The 15,399-nt window shown below is 67.8% G+C and carries 14 protein-coding genes; 4 read left to right on the forward strand and 10 right to left on the reverse strand.

The features are described 5' to 3' along the window. Positions 1-372: 372 nt before the first annotated feature. Complete coding sequence (locus KIK09_RS58975) at positions 373-591, reverse strand: transposase (protein WP_275955998.1); 219 nt, start codon at positions 589-591, stop codon at positions 373-375. A 908-nt stretch (positions 592-1,499) separates the two neighbouring features. Between KIK09_RS58975 and KIK09_RS57445 the strand changes: the two genes are divergently transcribed. Further along, positions 1,500-1,685, forward strand: a complete 186-nt coding sequence (locus KIK09_RS57445; RefSeq protein WP_275955999.1) for a helix-turn-helix domain-containing protein — start codon at positions 1,500-1,502, stop codon at positions 1,683-1,685. A 45-nt stretch (positions 1,686-1,730) separates the two neighbouring features. Here the strand turns inward: KIK09_RS57445 and KIK09_RS06530 are convergent, their stop codons facing one another. From KIK09_RS06530 to fdxA, 4 genes are all read right to left on the reverse strand, one after another. Beyond that, positions 1,731-2,000, reverse strand: a complete 270-nt coding sequence (locus KIK09_RS06530; protein WP_250572537.1) for a cupin domain-containing protein — start codon at positions 1,998-2,000, stop codon at positions 1,731-1,733. Between the two features lie 133 nt (positions 2,001-2,133). Continuing rightward, a complete protein-coding gene (locus KIK09_RS06535) occupies positions 2,134-2,529 on the reverse strand; it encodes a hypothetical protein (protein WP_250572538.1) in 396 nt (131 codons plus the stop codon). Positions 2,530-2,604: 75 nt separating this feature from the next. Further along, positions 2,605-3,336 (reverse strand): helix-turn-helix transcriptional regulator, encoded by a 732-nt coding sequence (locus KIK09_RS06540; RefSeq protein ID WP_250572539.1) that lies wholly within the window; start codon positions 3,334-3,336, stop codon positions 2,605-2,607. Between the two features lie 7 nt (positions 3,337-3,343). Beyond that, positions 3,344-3,688 carry a ferredoxin gene (fdxA, locus tag KIK09_RS06545; protein WP_214317688.1) on the reverse strand — a complete coding sequence of 115 codons (345 nt, stop codon included), beginning with the start codon at positions 3,686-3,688 and terminating at the stop codon, positions 3,344-3,346. Positions 3,689-3,744: 56 nt separating this feature from the next. Here fdxA and KIK09_RS06550 point away from each other — a divergent pair, with 56 nt between their 5' ends. From KIK09_RS06550 to KIK09_RS06560, 3 genes are all read left to right on the forward strand, one after another. Then, positions 3,745-4,338, forward strand: coding sequence for a DUF2249 domain-containing protein (locus KIK09_RS06550; protein ID WP_214317689.1), 594 nt, complete (start codon positions 3,745-3,747; stop codon positions 4,336-4,338). Between the two features lie 81 nt (positions 4,339-4,419). Continuing rightward, positions 4,420-5,271, forward strand: coding sequence for a class I SAM-dependent methyltransferase (locus KIK09_RS06555; protein WP_214317690.1), 852 nt, complete (start codon positions 4,420-4,422; stop codon positions 5,269-5,271). Between the two features lie 16 nt (positions 5,272-5,287). Continuing rightward, positions 5,288-5,680: a hypothetical protein gene (locus KIK09_RS06560; protein ID WP_214317691.1), complete on the forward strand. Its 393-nt coding sequence runs from the start codon at positions 5,288-5,290 to the stop codon at positions 5,678-5,680. A gap of 630 nt (positions 5,681-6,310) precedes the next feature. On the opposite strand, the gene KIK09_RS60960 is transcribed toward KIK09_RS06560, so the two are convergent. From KIK09_RS60960 to KIK09_RS06585, 5 genes are all read right to left on the reverse strand, one after another. Then, a complete protein-coding gene (locus tag KIK09_RS60960) occupies positions 6,311-7,588 on the reverse strand; it encodes an aldo/keto reductase (RefSeq protein WP_214317692.1) in 1,278 nt (425 codons plus the stop codon). 91 nt (positions 7,589-7,679) lie between these two features. Beyond that, positions 7,680-11,198, reverse strand: coding sequence for a discoidin domain-containing protein (locus KIK09_RS06570; protein WP_214317693.1), 3,519 nt, complete (start codon positions 11,196-11,198; stop codon positions 7,680-7,682). Between the two features lie 75 nt (positions 11,199-11,273). Beyond that, entirely contained in the window at positions 11,274-12,047 is a 774-nt protein-coding gene (locus KIK09_RS06575) for an RraA family protein (protein WP_214317694.1), read from the reverse strand. Continuing rightward, positions 12,044-14,023: a DUF8034 domain-containing protein gene (locus KIK09_RS06580; RefSeq protein ID WP_214317695.1), complete on the reverse strand. Its 1,980-nt coding sequence runs from the start codon at positions 14,021-14,023 to the stop codon at positions 12,044-12,046. Before KIK09_RS06580 ends, KIK09_RS06575 begins: the two co-directional genes overlap by 4 nt. A 65-nt stretch (positions 14,024-14,088) precedes the next feature. After that, complete coding sequence (locus KIK09_RS06585; RefSeq protein ID WP_214317696.1) at positions 14,089-15,393, reverse strand: Gfo/Idh/MocA family protein; 1,305 nt, start codon at positions 15,391-15,393, stop codon at positions 14,089-14,091. Positions 15,394-15,399: the final 6 nt, after the last annotated feature.

Here is a 15,399-nt window from a genome sequence, read left to right on the forward strand (position 1 = left end):
TTCCCCCATTGGCTGCGGGGTATCAGGTGCGAGAGCGCCGCGAACCACAAGCGGTCGGCTGGTTCATAGCGCACCCGTGGGCACCTGGCGGCGTAGGACCGCGTTCTGGTGTCGTAGTACCAGCAGTTCCGCCTCCTTGGAGACGCTGCTCCGTAGCAGAAGTGCGGGCAGAGACAGCAGGCGCCGGGCCACGGCGTACACCGTGGACAAGATCACGAAACATGATCCCAGGCGACCCGGACCGGCCGCTCGGCGCCCTCAGCCCCTCAGCCCCTCAGCCCCTCAGCCCATGCGCCCACCGGACGAAGGGCTCTGCGCTGCAAGTGATTCGAGTTTTTGAGCCCCACACGATCCGCTCGGCGGCCTCGTCGCTCACCCCGACGGGTGGCCGTCTACGTGGGGTATCAAGCAGGCCGTCGGCCTGGCTGGCTCCTCACCTCGGCGGGCGCGCGCCCGCAGCACCCACTCGCGTAGGCTTCCCCGGCTCACGCCTAGATCAGCGGCGATGCCCTTGCAGGTCGCGCCAGGGGTGGACTCGTACAAGGCCACAGCATCGGCCTTGAACTCCTCCGAGTAGTCCTTCATCGCCATCGGCGGTGTCTCGCTTCCTCCGGATCAAGCAAGATCCAGTATCAGCGTGTCCACCAACCGGGGGAAGTTCCGCATCCCGTCGGCCAGCCCTGGCGCCAGCTATTGGCCACAAAAGCGAATAGATGGCCCGTGCGGCCACGGACGTTAGATCCTGATCTCGTTCGTCATCGGCGAGCCCCGCTGTTCAGCCTGGCTCTAGCGCCGGCCGAGTGCCGTGCCCAAAAGAAGCCAGCGCCTGATCATCGCGGTGGCCGATGTGAGCTGATGAAGCAATTGTTGGCAGAGTTCAACGTCCCGGCCGTGTCGAAACCCTTGAGAGGTAGTGCCATGAGAATCAGCCTTCAGAGCGCGGTGGCGGTCGGGGCAACTGCCTGCATGGCAGCGATGCTGATGTCGGCACCCGCTCACGCCGACGATTCCTGTCGCACCACCGGTCCGGCGGACTTCAATTATGGATACAAGACCAATCCGTGCATGCGTGTGCTTTCTAATGGAGTTTACGGATACGCAAACTACTGGAATGGGGGCACCGATGTCCGCATGTATGTTGAGGTGGGGCGGCAAAGGGCGCCGTACGGACAAGGGTCTGGCCCCGTCTACTGGCTCGATTCCACGACCGCCAATGCGGTTACCTACCGCGGTCGCGATGGCTCATATCTTGGATACGTTCAGTCATATATGCCCGATTTCCAATTGGGAACCTGTTTCTACGCCCGCACCTGGATGACTAACGCCGGGAAACCCTACAACGAAGCCGAGAGTGGTCCTGTGTGCTTCGGCGGAACGCCAAGCTGGTAGCAAATCCGGCAGATATCTACCGCGTTCTCGGACCGCTACAGAGGTTGAAAGGTTGAGGTGACTCGGCGTGGTTGCGTGCCTTTCGCCTGCTCGGTGACTATGCCGGTGGGATGCGGTATCCGGATAGTGGTGGTCTGACCCCGGCCGCCCGAGCCAAGCGCGAGCAGGTGCGCATGCAAGCCGCGGAGTTATTCGCTGCCGGCGTGGCGCCCTGGTTGGTGGCCAAGCAGCTGAGAGTCTCGCGGAAGTCCGCCTACGCCTGGTATCGAGCCTGGCAGGCCGGAGGACTCGTCTAGTTCCGCTCGGAAAGCCGTCGCGAACCTGGACGTTCCCGGCCACGCTCAGTTCTGATGGGTTGACGCATCCTTGGCAGGTGTGTCGGCCGGGCCGACGCGTACTGCCACGGTGAGCAGAACGGCGGAGTCGTCGATCGCGGTCAGGCTGTGGCGCTCTGGCGGTATGACGAGGAAGTCGCCTGCCTTCCCTTCCCAGGTATGGTGGCCGCTCGCGAGGCGTACGCGTCCGTGCAACACCTGCAAGGTGGCCTCGCCGGGGCTCTCGTGCTCGTCGAGGCCATGGCCGGCGGCGATCGCGAGCAGCGTCTGGCGCAAGGAGCGCCCGCGTCCGCCGTGGATGGTGTGGGCACTGCGTCCACTTGTGCTTTGTCGCGCTGTGGTCAAGTGCTCGGCTACCAGAGTGGTCAGTGAGATCGGCCGCATGACGTGCCTTTCGGTACTGGGTGGTTCATGTCACCAGCAGCAGGACGCCGGTGGTGAGCAAGGCTGTGACTTTGACGATCTCCAGGACGACGTAGGCGTGGTGGCTGCCTGATCGTGGGGCGTCTTCACCGGCGAGGATTCGGTCGGAGCGCCGGGTCAGTCGCGGCCGGATGAGGCTGAGTTGCGCCCCCAGAATCGTGGCCGCGACGACAGTGGCAGTCATGGCCCGGATCGACGGTGCGCCGATGATGGTCACGACGATGAGCGCCCCAGCGAGGGCAGCTTCGACGGTGTTGAGGGCGCGGAAGACCAGTCGGCCGATCCCGAGTCCGATCTGCGGGTCCACGCCGGGTGCGCGGAACCTGAGCGGTGCCTCCAGGAATGAGATGGCCAGCACCATTCCGAGCCAGGTGAACGTCATGCCGGTGGCGATGGCCAGTACCGGGGTCATCGGCAGGCCCTTCCTTTCTTCAGGTCGTATGGCCTACGCGGCTGGTCATGGCGTGCCGCCCGCTGTCGTGAGGTGCGCGAGGCACAGGTTGGGCTCGGCGAATGGGTCGAGCCGGCCCACCGTCACATCAGCGCCGAGTGCTTTCATCGCCCCTTGCATGAGTCCGAGGTGCAGCGGGCAGATGACCTTGGCCTGAGTCTCGACCAATTCGAGGAACGGGCAGTGCCGCAGCCCGATCTGTCTGTGGCCACCCGCTGATCGTTGTTCGGGGGCGAACCCGAGGTCGTCGAGCACGCGTATCAATTGGCGGACCGCCTGCTCCTGCGTGAGGGGAACCGGCGGAGCCGGTCGATCGATCAAGAAACTGCCCCATGCCCGTCCGGCTTCGGTCGCCCTGGTGACAGGCTCCGGTTCGGTGGCCAGGTTGACGGCAAGGATCTCGGCCAGCAGGCGATAGTTGCGCGGCCCACCGGGGTCCATCCCCGGCCGCGCCCGGAACGCCAGGGGCGGTCGACCGGGACCCGCCGGTGCGGCGTGAACCCGCTCGATCTGGCCAGTTTCGGCCAGGGCGTCGAGGTGGAACCGCACTGTGTTGAGATGAATGTCGAGCCGCTCAGCGATATCGGCCACACCGAGTGGCGAATCGGATTCGCGAAGCATCGTCAGGATGAGTGATCGACGGCCGGTCACCGGTGCCGCGGGCTGTTCGGCAGATCGTGCGGACGTCGCGCCGCCTGAGACGTCACCGGCTCCCCGGGCTTTGCGCCGCTCGGCCATGGTCGGCTCACGCCCCCTGCGGTGGCAGCGCCGCGACCATCTCGGTGTCGGCTCTCAGCGCACCGAGCTTGGCCGCACCACCCGGCGATCCCAGAGGCGCATCCTGGCCAGGAAGGGTTTCGGTGAAGAACCGATCGTTGTCGGCCAGATAGGCGCCCAGCGAGTCGGGAAGGTCGTCCTCGTAGTAGATCGCCTCGACCGGGCACACCGGTTCGCACGCGCCACAGTCCACGCACTCGTCCGGCTGGATGTACAGACTCCGGCCGCCCTCGTAGATGCAGTCGACCGGACACTCCTCCACACACGCCCGGTCCTTCACATCCACGCAGGGGAGCCCGATCACGTAAGTCATGGCTTGAGTTTACACAAAGCGAACTTGTATAAATAGGGCTGACGAGAGGAAACACCATGTCCGACCAGGAACTCGACGTACGACCGCTACGCAAGCCCGACAAGCACCCCCGAATCTTCCAGGAGTTCGACAGCCTCGCCGTCGGCGAGTCCTTCGTGCTGGTCAACAACCACGACCCGAAACATCTGCGGCAAGAGTTCGAACTCGACCACCCAGGCGCCTACGGCTGGGACTATCTCGACAAGGGGACGGAGGCCTGGCGGATCCGGATCAGTAAACTCGCCTCCACCCCGTTGCCGCGGATCCTGGCCGACGCCCACGCCGTCGCCGCCGGCCCCCACGACCCCGACACGGCGGGTGCGGTGTGGAAACTGCAGATGAGCCGGCGCGACCTCGACTCCAACATCATCCACCTGCAACCCAACGCCACCATCGAGGCGCACGCGGGGCCCGATCTCGACGTCCTGCTCCTCGTACTCAGCGGAGCCGGTGAGCTGGAAACCGAACTCAACGCGCTCACCCTGCGCCCCGAATCACTCGTCTGGCTGCCCCGGCACTCGCGACGCAGGTTCACCGCTGGGGCGAACGGCCTGACCTACCTCACCGTCCACCAACGACGCCAGCCACTGGTCCTCGACGTCGCCAGCTGAAGCTGAACCGACAGATCGGCCACCCGCCGTACGGCCGAGCACGGCCAGCGGAGGAGAAGCACCTCACAGAAACGATGAACGATGGAACATACGCCGCAACGCGCCTCACATGAGCGGCGCGACACCCAAGCACCACTGGATGAACGCTCCGACGCGGACATCCAAGGGCACCGGCTACTGGCGCGACTGGGCAAGCATGTCCTCCGCCCTGGCGGCGCCGAGCTCACGAAGATCCTCCTGGCGTGGGCCGGCGTGACCGGGGCCGATGTCATCGAACTCGCGCCCGGCCGGGGACTGACCGCACGCGAGATCATCGACCTGCGTCCGCGCTCCTACGTCGGCATCGACAGCGATCCGCAGGCAGTCGACGCGGTACGCGGTATCGTCGCCGAACACGGCACCGTAGCTGTGGCCGATGCCGCAGCCACCGGACTCCCCGACGGATCCGCCGACGTCGTCCTGGGTGAGGCCATGCTCACCATGCAGGGTGACAAGGCGAAGAACGCCATCGTCGCCGAAGCGGCACGCATCCTGCGCCCCGGTGGGGGTTACGCGATCCACGAACTCGGGTTGACACCTGACGCCTTGCCCGGCGATGTGAAAGCCAGAATCCGACAGACCCTCGCCCGCTCGATCAAGGTGAACGCACGCCCCTACACCATCGCCGAATGGCGATCCCTGCTCGAAAGCCACGGCCTCGTCGTCGAACACGTCGCCACTGCAGCCATGGCCCTCCTGCAGCCACGGCGGCTGGCTGCCGACGAAGGGGTATGCGGTGCCGCCCGCTTCGCCAAGAACCTGCTCACCCACCCCGACGCCCGTAGGAGAGTGCTCTCCATACGACGCGCGTTCCGAACCCATCGGAACTACCTGATCGGCGTCGCTATCGTTGCTCGCAAAACCGGCACACGCGCGCCAAGGGCCGCAACCTAAGCTGATCCAGTTCGCCATGTGGGTCCATCGCCGCCACGACGACTCCCCGTCAGCCGCTCGCGCTCTGGAGGAGACGGTCGTCATCGAGCGAGCGTCAACCAAGGCCGAGGTGTTCGACTCCTCTCGTGCCGTTACCTGCGCGGGTGAAGCTGACCCGTTCGCCGAACTCGATCGCCGGACGCGCGAAGGGGTGGCCGCCACCCAGCGCGCCTCCTACGCGGCAGCTGGCCATGCGGCCTACGTGATCCAGCGCAGTCTGCGGCTCACCTCCAAGCCGTTGTACGGCGCCGCCTACGCCCAAGCCTTGACCACCTGGTGGACACAGCGACCGAGCAGATTCGCACCCAGCGCCTGTTCGCCCAACACTGCGCCTGCCGAAAACTACATCCATGCACGTCAAGCAGGCTGAGCATCACATCCGAGACCAACCGCAAGGAGCCCTCACTCGCGGACGGAAATCGATGGCCGAGGCTGCTCAGCGGCTGCTCATATGCGTTCGATCTGCGTAGACCACTTGGGCCTCATCGCGAAAGCATGGCCCTAGGCAGCAGTCCCGACAGGGACAAATAGCACAAAGTGTCGATGGTCAAGCACGCATGGTTGCTCGGTGATTGCTCGCGTGAACGCGATACGGCGCGGCACGCATCGGCACTGACCGGCACGACGACGGGGAGAATCCCGCTCACAGCGACACAAAACAACACTCCACGACACCGGACGACACCAAAGGAACCGACTCATAATCCGTAAGTTCAAGACCGGTGCCTCAGACACCGTCAACCCGCGTCTCATCCCATGTCCGGGACGCGACCCGTTTGGCTGGCGCAGTCCTGATTGGCCCTCAGCTCCCGAACGTGTCTCCGCCGCCAGGTAGCTGATCTACGGGTCTTCGGAGGCTCGCCCGAAGAGGGCCGGGAATGAGCTGGACCTGATCGGGATCCGACAGTCCTGCCCATTGCTGGCAACGCAAATGATCGAGTTGGGTGGGCAGGACGGTGAAGACAATTCCGGACGGATCGTGATCCTGCCCGTGTGGGGCTCAATAATAGGATTCGGTGTTTGACCTGCCGGTTCTCGTCGGTTTCAGCTGGCGACCTGGTACTCGTTGATGAGGCCGCCGAGGATGGAGCCGCGGTGGACTCGGTGGCCGGCCAGGTCGATGGGGGTTGGCGGTCCGGTTTCGGCTTGCAACGGGGACAACTGTCCGATGCCGCGGTGAGGCCGAGCCGTGTTGTAGTGCTCCAGGTAGCGGGTGAGGGTTCGGCGTAGATGGCGCTCGTTGAGGATGAGCATCCTGTCCAGGAGGTCGCGGCGTAGGGTGCCGATCATCCTTTCGCAGTGCGCGTTCGCCTTCGGGGCCTGCGGTGGGCTCTTGATGACGCGCAAGCCGGCGTCGGCGAAGACCGCATCGAAGGCATCGGTGAACTGGCCGCCACGGTTGCGGATCAAGAACTTCAGCTTCGTCATGTCGATGGCGATGTCGATGAGGCAGCTGCGGGCGCCCTATGACGACGCTGTGGACGGCCGGGTGCGCCGGCGGCAGCTGGACGGCGGCGGCCTTGAGCGGCACGCCGTGTGCCGCGCAGTGCTCCCGCAACGCGACGGCCCTCTCCAGCACCGCCTCGGGCGCGGAGGCGTAGTTGTACTTCGCGCCGGGTCGGGGGTCGGCGAGCAGCCCCGAGTTGTAGATCCCGCCGACGATGACGCCGACGCCGTGGTCCAAGCAGAGCGGCAGCAGGTCCCGCAGCGCGGGCTGTTCCAGCAGGGTGTCCCGCCCCGCGATCAGGACGTAGTCGATGCCGGTGTCCGGGACGAACTGGGTGAGCAGCCCGCTGTCGTTCATGCCGACGCCGACGGCCCGGATCACCCCCGCGGTGCGCAGCGCCAGCAGTTCCTGAAGCGCCTCGTCGAGCGCGGGGCCGAGGTGGTCGTCGGGATCGTGGATGTGGACGAGGTCCACGGCGTCCACGCCGAGCCGGTCCAGGCTCGCCGCGAGCGAGGCCGCGACCCCCTTCGCGGAGAAGTCGGGATGCTCCGCGCCGTCGTCGTCGAGCAGCCAGCCGACCTTCGTGGAGATGACCACCTCTGTCCTGTCGGCGTCGCGCAGCGCCCGGCCCAGGCGACGCTCGGCCAGTCCGGCACCGTAACGGGGAGCCACGTCGAACAGCCTGATGCCGAGGTCGAGGGCGCGGTGCACCGTGGACAGCGCCTGCGCATCGGTGAGCCGCTCGTACAGGTCGCCGATCGGCGCGCAGCCGAGGCCGAAGGCGGGCAGGTCAAGGGGGTTGGGCCGTTGTGGCGGGCCGAGGCTCGTCACCGTGTCTCCTCGTCAGGGCGGGCTGGAACGTGCGCGGTGGGCGGGGAGGCCGCCGGCTCATGCCTGGCGGGCGGCCTCCCCGATCGGTCGCTCAGACGGCGACCAGGTCGAACTCCTCCCACGGGCCGATGGCGGTGCGGTTGGCGATCAGGGGCGACGCGCCGGCGTCGGCAGCGGTCACGTAGCGGTCGTTGGACAGCGACTTCAGGCTGACGCTGCCGTCCGCGTTGCGGATCAGCTTGTACGTCTCCCACGGGCCGACGGCGGTGCGGTTGGCGATCAGCGGGGACGCACCGCCGTTGTCAGCGCACACGTACTTTCCGTTCGCGTGCGCGCGCAGCGCGATGTCGCCGTTGCCCTTGTCGATCACGTCGAACACGCTCCACTGGCCGACGGACGAGCTGTTGGCGATCAGCGCGGACGCGCCGCCGCTTGCCGCCGTGACGTACGCGCCGTTCGCGTGCGCCCGCAGGACCACACCGGTCTTGGCCGCGCCGTCGTCATATACCTGGAGCGAGTACAGGGAGTAACCCCACGACGTGCCGCGGGCGGTCCCGTACATCCGGACGTAGCGTCCGCCGGCGGTGAACCCGCTCAGCGTGTCGGTGCCGCCCGATCCCCCGGTGCGCGTGGCTACGGTGGTCCAGGTGGTGCCGTCGTTCGAGGTCTGGATCTGGTAGTCCTTGCCGTACGCGGCCTCCCACGCCAGCACCACCCGGTTGAAGGTCTTCACCGACCCGAGGTCGACCTGAAGCCAGGTCGGGTCGGCGTACTGGCTGGACCAGCGGGTGGCCGGGTTACCGTCGGTGGCGTTCGAGGCCGGGAACGACGATGTCTCCACGGTGGAAGCGGTGGCCGGCGCGTTCTGCGCCAGGTCGATCGACGGACCGGGCAGTGCGGGGGCGGTTCCGGTGCCGGTGCCACCGTGGACGGAGACCCGGTCGTAGAAGGTGATGCCCTTGCCGTCGGCGTTGCCCAGTTCCAGACGGCTCACGCCGGCGAGCCCGCCGACCGTGCCGACGACGGTGCCGTCGATCGAGACCGTGGCGCCGGTCCCGCCGGTGTAGTCCCAGGTGAACCGGTGCCAGCCGTAGGTGCGCGGCACGGTGGTGGCCGTCTGCGTCGAACCGTTCTGCAGGACGTAGGCCGTAGAGCTCACCGCGGTGTCCACGCCGAGGCCGACGACGCGCTGCCCGTCGTCCGCGCGGGCGAACGACCTGACCGTGGTCGGCCGGGGAACCCCCGAGTTGTACGTCGCCAGAACCGAGCTCTGCCGGTCGAAGAAGTCGACGGTGACGATCCGCTGCAGCGGCTGGCCGAAGTCGCGGACGAGGACAGGCTTGGCCCCGGACGGAGAGTTGTCGCTGTCGAGCTGCAGGGACCGCTTGCCGCCGAGGACGCCCTCGGCGATGAACTCCGTGGAGATCTGCGGCGCCGCGCCGCGGTAGGTCCACTTCGTCAGATCGAGCCCGGACTCGAAGGCGTCCTGGAAGTAGACGTTCGACGGCGGAACCGGAGTGGTCACCTGCGGCCTGTACCCGCTCGGGAACGACGCCGTCAGCCCGATGTTCGCGTAGTCCATCTTGGTGTCGTCGAACGTGGCCAGCTGGTTGACGGCCGAGCCGTAGTCGATGTTCGTGTTCGTGAGGCTGATGACGTCCGAGTACTGCTCGATCGTCATCAGCTCGGCGTTGAAGTTCTGCGGATTGACGGCCTTCAGATTGCTGATCGTGAAACCGGAGCAGCCCATGTCGAGGTTGAGGTCGTTGGGCGCGTAGTCGGCCATGGACGGGTTCGCGCCGACGTCGTCGATCAGCATCTGGTCGATGGTGTTGACCCGGTTCGCGGTGGCACCGTCGGTGCCCCGGTAGAGCATCGCGCAGAAGAACCCGCCGTCGTCGCCGCCGTCCTGCTGGAGGTCGTGCAGGTAGTTGCGGGTGAAGACGTTGTGGTGGGCGTACAGGTCCGTCATCCGGTTGTAGCCCTTGTCGTTGGGTGTCGCGGTCCCGGTGTTGCGGGGCCAGCCGCCCATGATGAACAGCCCGCGGCGTGGGGAGTTGTAGATCTCGTTGTTTGACACCGTGGTGGCGGTGGCGTTGTTGATCGTGATGCCGGCGGTCTGGCCGACGAGCTGTCCGACGTCGTGGATCAGGCTGTTGGTCACCGTGTTGTCGGTGGTGTACCCGTTGCCGGAGGCGTCTCCGCCTGTTCCGGGGTATCCGCCTTCGACGTTGACGCCGCCGTGCCCGGTGGCCTCGATGAGGGAGTTCGAGACCGTGACATGGTCGACGCCGAGGTAGAGCTCGACGCCGAACATCCCGGCGTTCTTGATGTGCGCGTTCGTCACCGTGATGCGGCTGGCGTTCGTCATCACGATGTTGCCGGTCTGGAACTCCACCCGCTCGGTGGACTCGCTGTAGGACGGCAGGGTGGCGCCGGCCGCCTCCGGCGGGTAGGTGCCCATGCCAGCGCCGGCGTCGCCCCAGTTCCAGCCGTAGGAGTAGTAGTCGGGGAAGTCCGTGCCCTCGAACGCCAGACCGTCGAAGGTGATGTTCGACGCCTGGTTCGTCCGCGAGGCCCCGGCGACCCGGAGGATGCTCTCGGTCGTGGGGACGACGATCGACTGCTGGTTGGGGTCGGCCCCGTTCACGGGGTAGTAGTAGAGGTCGCCGGTCGTCTTGTTGTAGTAGTACTCCCCCGGCGCGTCAAGGAAGCCCAGGTTGCCCTGCACGAAGTAGCGCGATCCGCTCGCCATCGGGTACTTGGGCCGGTTGAGCTCGGGATGCCCGGCGACCGCCTTGAAGGCGAAGGTGCGGGTGGACGTGGTGACCGACCCGAGGGGGATGGTGTCGGTCATCCAGGCCTTGCCGTAGTCCCAGGCGACGAGCTGGGCGTCGAGCTGGCCGGCCTGCTGCGCGCCGGTCAGCCCCTTGATGGAGGCAGAGGTGGTGGGCAGGTCGGTGGCGCTGTAGACCAGGCTGGTCATGCCGCCGCCGGTCGCGTTGAAGTAGCCGCCGAGCGCCGAGGGGAAGCGCGGGTCGACGGCCCGGTTCGGCGTCCTTGCCGTCGTCGCGCGGGTGCCGTCCACGTAGAGGGTGTTGAAGGGGGTGCCGGTGCCGACGTTGGTCTTGTACACGCGTCCGGCGGCGCTCGCGGGCAGGGCCGCGTCACTGCCGGTGGCGGCGGTGACGAGGTTCCAGGCGGAGGTGATCGGGTTGCCGCCGACGAACCTCGCCGAGCCGACGGCGCTGCCGGGCGCGTTCCGGTAGATCACCTGGAAGCCGCCGGTTCCGGAGTCGGCGTCGGTGAACTCCACCGGTGCGGGGGTGTAGTAGGTGCCGGGGCCGATGTTGACCACGATGTCGCCGGTCTGCGTGCCACCGGCCCGGAGGCTGTTCACCATCTGCCGTGCGTGGTTGAGCGTGGCGAACGGGTGCTGCTGGTCACCGGCATTGGTGTCGCTGCCCGGTGTCGTCGGATCGTTGGGCGGGGCGACCCAGAAAGTCGTCTGGGTCGCTGCCTGGGCCACGGGGTGACCCGGGACCATGCCGACGAGCACGAACAGCCCGAGTAAGCCGGCCGTGCCACGGCGTAAGCGGAACGTCGTCATTGCCGAGGACTCCTCATCACTGGTGCCGACGATGTGCTGGACCGGGGCGGCGTCGGCGGCCGGATCCCGTTCGCATCAGCGCCCGTCCCGCCGCCACTGCTCGTATTCGGCGCGGGTGGCCTGGGTCAGCGGGTAGTAGTCGCTCAGCCGTGCGCCCTCGTCAATCCGCCGGCGGCTGAACACCTCCCACTCCTCGTGGTCGCGGGCCTCGGCGACGACCGCGGCAGCCTTGCCCGCCGGGACGACCACGGCGCCGTCGTCGTCGGCGACGACCAGGTCACCGGGGAGGCACAACACGCCGCCGACCGCGACGGGGACGTCGTAGGCCCACGGAAAGAGCTCGGATTGGGAGGCGTAGTGCGGGGTCGTGCCCCGGCACCAGATCGGGACGCCGAGCTGCCGGACGCGTGGCGCGTCGCGGATGTAGCCGTCGACGACGATCCCGGCGCCGCCCTTACGTTGGAAGTAGCGGACCAGCATGTCCCCGAAGCACCCGGAGAAGGGGCTGCCGAAGGCCTGCACGACCAGGACGTCGCCGGGTTCGACGACCTCGAGCACCTCCCACAGGGCGGTGTGTTTCTCCACGTCCTCCTGCCCCAGTCCGGTCGCCACGTCTTCGCGTTGGGGCATGAACTGGAGCGTCCGCGCGACCCCGGTGACGCGGTGTCCGTCGACGAGCGGGACGGGCCCCTGTACGAAGGTGCGGCGGATGCCGTCCGCGTGCAGCTTCGCGCAGGCCGTGGCGGAACTGACCCGGGCTAGTTCGGCGACCAGGGCCGGGTCGGGCGTTGCGGGGCGCGTGCCGCGCACCGGGATGGGCCACGCGGCGTCGGCCGGATGGGTGTTCACGCGTTGTTCTCCGAAGGTCTGATCGCGTCGAACGTCTGATGCCGCGGCGGGTAGGCACGCAGTGTCATGTCCAGTTCGAGGCGGATGGTGTGGGCCGGCGGCAGGGACACGACGAGCCTCGGGCCGTCGACGCTCTCGCTGAACCGCTCTGCGGCGGGGGCGGGCAGCGCGTAGCCGAGCGGATCTCCGGGGTGGCTGTCTTCACGGCGGTCGTAGGTCACCCGGTCGATGCGGTGCTCGCCGAAGGCGCCCGCGCTGAGCCACAGCAGCCGGGGCCGGGTCGGGCTGAGGTTCACCAGGGTCACGTGCGTCGAGCGGTCGTCGAGGTGGTCGATCAGGGCCGCGACGTCCGGCGGCAGGCCCGGCCGGCCTGCTTCTGCGTCGCCGTAGCGCAGGCGCGCGTGCTGGAGCCCGCCGTTGTAGAGCACCTGCGGGGCGCCGGTGGTCAACTGCGTCAGGACTTCGGTGACCACCGGGTTCTTCCGCTGCCACCAGTGGATGTCCTCGACGTCCCGCTCGTCGTCGGCGGCGACGAGCGCCAGCCGGTGCGCCGCCTGGGCCGCCGCCATGGCCAGCGCTTCCTCCGGATAGCGCGGGTTGTCCCCGTTGAGGTAGGCCAGCCACGGCGCCTCGTGCCCGGCCTCCTCCTTGTCGCGGAACGCGCGCACCCGGGCCCAGTCGTACCCGCTGCGCGTACGGATGTCCCGCAGCACCTCGGCGTCGCCCTTCTCCATCGAGTACCACCACAGCCACGTCGGGAACGCGGTCTGCATCGGCTGGAAGTCGAACCACCCCGACGGGCCGTGGCGGTGCGGGTACAGCATCACCGGGAGCTTCGCCTCGTCGGCGAGCCGCTCGGTCCAGGGCCGGCGCTGGCTCATCTCGGTCTCCGGCACCACGCCGGGGCGGCGTTGCTCCATCACCTGACGCAGCGGAAGCCGGGCGAGTTCCAGGAACCCGGCGTCGCCGCTCACGAAGGCCGCGTTCATGCCGCCGATCAGCGCGGCAGCGCCGACGGTGTGGTAGCCGTGCGGCCAGGTCCACCCGTAATGCCCGCCGTACCAGCGGCCGTCGTGGTACTCGCCGACCTTTCCCGACAGCCCCACGTTGTCGGGGAAGACGCCGCCGAGGTCGCGGCTGCGGGAGAACCATCCGCTTACGTAGGTGGTGATCCACTCTGCGTAGGCGGCATCGTTGCCGTACAGCCAGGCGTTTGTCAGCAGGGACGTCGCGCACAGGTTGATCGCGGTGTCGCCGCGGCCCAGGCGCTCTCGCATCGCCTGCCCCATGGTCCGCGCCTTGACGTCGTCGGCGAGGTCGTCCCACTCGGTGATGCCCGGCACGTCGTGCAGCGGCAACCCGTAGGGGTGGAAGATGTCCGCGTCGGGCGGGAAGGCGTCCATCTCCTCGCCGAGGCCGGGACGGGGTCCGTCGGCGCCGTTGTGCGGGGCCCTGATGATGTTCAGTTCGGCGTCGTAGTTCCCTTCCGGCGCCCCGGCCAGGTACAGACGGGCGAAACGCTCGGCCCGTTCCCGGAAGTCCGGATCCCGCGGGTCGGCCGCGCAGATCCCGTAGAGGAACAGCAGCGACTCGCCCTGATGGAACCAGTCATAGCCGCGGTCGAACTCGTCCTTGAGCAGGCCGAGCTCGGTGAGCTGCGCGGTGACGCCGTTCCAATGGCGTTTGGCCGCGTCCAGTACATCGGAGGAGCCGCCGAGCAGGTACAGGGCGGGCCAGTTGAAGAAGGGTTCGTAGAAATCGTCCGCACCGTCCCGGCCCATCGGACGGTCGCGGTAGGCCAGCCGTCCGTCCGGCTCGCAGTAGCGGTGCTCGAAGACCCGCCATGCCTCGTCGAGCACGTCGAACAACCGGCGCTGCGACACCGCCCAGGTCGGTGGGGATCCCAGCGGGACGGTCGCTGCGACGCGAACCTCCGCCCCGGATCGCGGCTCCTCGACCGCCAGGTCGTCACCCATGTCTGATCAATGTCCTTTCACCATGCCGGGCAGTTCATTTCAGGAGCTCTCGCCGAACGCCTGAATCACGTCTCCGCCGGCAGTTCGATGACGGTCCCCGCGGCCCGCGCGCGTTCCGCGGCGAAGACGACCCGGTGGCTGGCCAGGCTCTCCTTCAGGCCGGACGGGATGTCCCCGGCTGTGCCTTCGCGCAGTCCGCGGACGAATGCCTCCAGCAGCGCGCGGTCGCCTCCGCCGTGTCCGTCGGCGGCCGTGTGGCCCGTGCCGGTGTCGGAGTCGATCACCGTGGTCCGCTCCGACAGGAAGTCGAACAGCTCGAGGTATCGCCCGTCGCCGGTGATCTGACCCCGGGTGCCGAATACGCGGGTCTTGCGATTGGTGCCCTCGGCGAACGCCGTCAAGGTGAAGCTCACCGTCGCACCGCCGTCGAATTCCATCTGGACTGCCTGATGATCCACGACGTCGTTGTCGCTGGCGTAGACACACCGTCCGTACGGTCCGTGCGCCAGCGCGTCCTCGACCGCTTCGGCGGTGAGCTGGCCGGCCATCACCAGCGCGGTGTAGCCCTCGAAGGAGTCCGGGGCGGCGACGCCCCGGCGGTAGACCCGCGCGGCGGAGAAGGCGCAGTCCGGCTCGATCGAGCAGTCGACACACCGGTCGGCGGCGCCCTCGGGCCGGTTCGCGGCGTTGAAGTGCTTCAGGCTGCCGAACGAGGAGACCCGCTTCACCGGGCGGCCGATCAGGGCCATCAGCCAGTCGATGTCGTGACAGGATTTCTGCAGAAGCAGCGGGCTGCTCTCGTCGGCGCGGCGCCAGTTGCCTCGCACGAACGAGTGGGCGAAGTGCGAGTGCCCGATCGGCTCCAGGTGCTCGATCGAGACGATCTCCCCGATCGCGCCGTCCGCGAGCAGCTTCTGCAGCGCGACGGTGTAGGGCGTGTAGCGGAGCACGTGGCACACCGCCGCGTGGACGCCGGCCGCCTCGACGGCCTCCAGGATCCTGACGCAGTCCTCCTCTGTGGTCGCCATCGGCTTCTCCAGGAGGATGTGGTAGCCGCGCTCGGCGAAGGCCAGGACGGCCTCCACGTGCTGGTGGTCGAGCAGGCTGACGACCACCATGTCGGCGAGCCGGGGCGCCGCGGCCAGGTCACGCCAGTCCTTGAAGACGTTGTCGGCGGGTACGTCGAACCGGGCGGCGAACCGTCCGCGCGCGATCGTGCGAGGTTCGGCCACCGCCACGACGCGCACCGGGCCGGACAGGCGGACCGCGGTGTCGGCGTAGGCGAAGCCGCGCGCCCCTCCGCCGGCCACCGCCATGGTCAGGACCCTGCCAGGCGAGTCGACGACATTGGTGAACTGCGAGCCGGACATGCTGTG

The organism is Nonomuraea sediminis, assembly GCF_018531495.1.
Classification (GTDB): domain Bacteria; phylum Actinomycetota; class Actinomycetes; order Streptosporangiales; family Streptosporangiaceae; genus Nonomuraea; species Nonomuraea sediminis.

Excerpts from the sequence above, each read along its gene's own strand:
- KIK09_RS06540 (WP_250572539.1), bottom strand. The coding sequence starts at position 3,336 with ATGGCCGAGCGGCGCAAAGCCCGGGGAGCCGGTGACGTCTCAGGCGGC.
- KIK09_RS06585 (WP_214317696.1), bottom strand. The coding sequence starts at position 15,393 with ATGTCCGGCTCGCAGTTCACCAATGTCGTCGACTCGCCTGGCAGGGTC.
- KIK09_RS06560 (WP_214317691.1), top strand. The coding sequence starts at position 5,288 with ATGTGGGTCCATCGCCGCCACGACGACTCCCCGTCAGCCGCTCGCGCT.
- KIK09_RS06535 (WP_250572538.1), bottom strand. The coding sequence starts at position 2,529 with ATGACGTTCACCTGGCTCGGAATGGTGCTGGCCATCTCATTCCTGGAG.
- fdxA (WP_214317688.1), bottom strand. The coding sequence starts at position 3,688 with ATGACTTACGTGATCGGGCTCCCCTGCGTGGATGTGAAGGACCGGGCG.
- KIK09_RS06550 (WP_214317689.1), top strand. The coding sequence starts at position 3,745 with ATGTCCGACCAGGAACTCGACGTACGACCGCTACGCAAGCCCGACAAG.
- KIK09_RS06580 (WP_214317695.1), bottom strand. The coding sequence starts at position 14,023 with ATGGGTGACGACCTGGCGGTCGAGGAGCCGCGATCCGGGGCGGAGGTT.
- KIK09_RS06555 (WP_214317690.1), top strand. The coding sequence starts at position 4,420 with ATGGAACATACGCCGCAACGCGCCTCACATGAGCGGCGCGACACCCAA.
- KIK09_RS58975 (WP_275955998.1), bottom strand. The coding sequence starts at position 591 with ATGGCGATGAAGGACTACTCGGAGGAGTTCAAGGCCGATGCTGTGGCC.
- KIK09_RS57445 (WP_275955999.1), top strand. The coding sequence starts at position 1,500 with ATGCGGTATCCGGATAGTGGTGGTCTGACCCCGGCCGCCCGAGCCAAG.
- KIK09_RS06570 (WP_214317693.1), bottom strand. The coding sequence starts at position 11,198 with ATGACGACGTTCCGCTTACGCCGTGGCACGGCCGGCTTACTCGGGCTG.